Source organism: Bartonella sp. AP57NXGY (assembly GCF_042195805.1).
Taxonomy (GTDB): domain Bacteria; phylum Pseudomonadota; class Alphaproteobacteria; order Rhizobiales; family Rhizobiaceae; genus Bartonella.
The window spans coordinates 1-2,373 of sequence record NZ_JBHIOZ010000185.1 but is presented as its reverse complement, the minus strand read 5'-3'; the positions used below and the strand labels follow the sequence as shown (position 1 = coordinate 2,373).

Genomic DNA, 2,373 nt, shown 5'->3' with positions numbered 1-2,373 from the left:
TGGTTGAAGGCGCACGCCTGGAACGCGTGTATATGGGAAACCATATCGAGGGTTCGAATCCCTCTCTCTCCGCCATTGATGATAAACAAACCTTTATATAGATTTTATCACATAACCTTTAAATCCTAGAATGTACGAAATTTTTTGATATTTTTTGTTGATCGGATCTCTATAAAAACTCTTTAATTTTTCTTTTATTGCTTCTTTTCTGAAAAGATTTGTACTTGGAAACAGGAAGTGCGGAATCTTTAGACAAGAAACATCAATCGCTTGTGAACAGGGCAGTTCGTGTCTATCTAATAGTATAGCATTGTTAACGAGCGGGCTCTACAACTGCGTGAAGGGTAAAGAAGGGTTTATAATATTTTTTGAGACAAGGAAATTGGATCTTCCGAGAGATTGAAAGTTTGTTTGGACTTGTTAGTCAAATTTTGTTTTTTATTGTATTTCTCCCATGGGGACATTGATCTTGTCCAGTGCTTGTAAGGCTACCTACAGAGTTGTTTTTTCAGATTTTCATCTTTAAGTGTTCCGGTTTTCGCTGTTTTTGGCATTTCTACAGGACACAAACAGCATTTTTTCTGCTGTAAATTCAATTTTAAATTGTTTGTATTTTATAGCGGCTGATGTAGGGCAGTGATATTTATCATTTGGTTTTACGAATTGCGAGAACACCGTTTTTAACCAGTTGGTAACCATTGTCTGATACTGTTTTTGAGTGCGATCTCCAAAAATGAGCACAAGGAGCTTTGACTGATGGCTCTCCAATCCATTTCTGGAAAGTTTTGTGTTTTATGGCGTTGTTTCCCTAACAAAGTCTGCGCTTTTGTTATTGCTTGTAAATAAACATCTACATCTAATGCCGCAGCATGTTTTAGACAAGGATTAAGGCGGATGAGTGCTTTCTCTGCTGTTTCAGATTTTGTATGCCAAATAGGAGCAAATGTGTTATATATCTCTTTGGGTAATTTCTAAAACGAGCAGATAGCCTAATTTAGAGAGAATATGAAGTTTTAAGGATAGAAAACACTTCCCATCTCCTTTTAATTCTGCTTTACGACTTTTAAAGATCTCAAGTAATATATTTTAAATAATGAAGATTATGCATTGATTCATGCTTTTTTTTATTGCGTTCTTGAATGAGGGAACACCCCTCACGTAAAACAGAACGCCATTGGTTTGCCAATTCACGGTTTTTTAAAAGAAACATCTCTCAAAGAGCACCCAGGCCCATTTTACGGCGATGTCCGTGAATGGTATAACGATAAAGCTATTGAGCAGTGCCATCTTTAAGTTTATGAAAGAGCAAGCCGGCACCATCACACATTTTGCCAGCTCGTGGATGTTGCGACAGCCCTTAGTACTTAAGACGATTCATGAGAGGTATTTTTAGTCTTTTCTTAATAGTTTTTTACCTACATGCTAGTCTTGCTTGTGGTGTGTAAACAAGTGATTTTAATTGATTCAACATACATAGATTTGAAATGAGGAAATCTTACGATATTCGGGTCTTTAATTCAATATGAATAACGATATATTATCATTATAAATCAATGTCTTGTCCAATAGTTGATGGGTCGTATGTTTACTTTTTTTTCTTGTTTATTCACGAAGCTGCATTTCTGCAATCAATTTTCATCAGGTGAGAATCTACTTTATGATCAAAGTTGGCCACATTGGAAGGAGGAATCTTGACCATGTGGTTACGTTCAGTATGCTCAAACTTAACAGGAAAACTCTATCAATCGACCATAATGGAGAAATGCACCGTCACTCAACCGATGAAGCCAAGAGATCATTCAAGCATAGCTTTTGTTTGTCATTATGTGTCCCTAAAAATTTGTGTTGGATTTCCATAAGTTTTATAATTTTTATCTCCTTTCCCTCTTTAGATTATCTGATGCAGCATAAAATATTTTTTCGAATATTATTGAATGATTTTTACCATTATCACCAACTTAAAGCTTTAGAATCAATGGTGATCATAGAGCTATTTGCAATTTCGTTTATTAACGGGCTAAATTCGTTTTATCTACACCAGAGGTAACAAAAACTTCAGTTTTTCTTGTGCAATGTGCTCATTTAAAATTAATATCATGAATATTTATCTATTACTATAATCAGAATAAAGGTTGGCGTAATAATTGAATATCATTCATGCAACGCTTTTTTATGGCTAAGGCCTTTTAGGTAAATGGATAGCCCCTGTAAAATAAATAAAGGTGCGCAAAAGCCTATAAATACACACAGGACGTATAATATAGAAAATGAAAAAAATTTTCCTGCATATAAAAGTACAATAGAGAATAAAGCTGTTATGATGCGTACACTGGCATCGCCTGCCAAAATCACCTCGGCTAAATTTTCACTAGG

Annotated in this window: 2 pseudogenes; both read right to left on the bottom strand. The window is 35.1% G+C overall.

The features are described 5' to 3' along the window. Window positions 1–755 precede the first annotated feature (755 nt). Window positions 756–1,327 (bottom strand): annotated as a pseudogene (locus ACFIL8_RS09250) (integrase); the annotation flags it as partial. A gap of 824 nt (window positions 1,328–2,151) precedes the next feature. Further along, window positions 2,152–2,373 (bottom strand): annotated as a pseudogene (locus ACFIL8_RS09245) (MFS transporter); the annotation flags it as partial.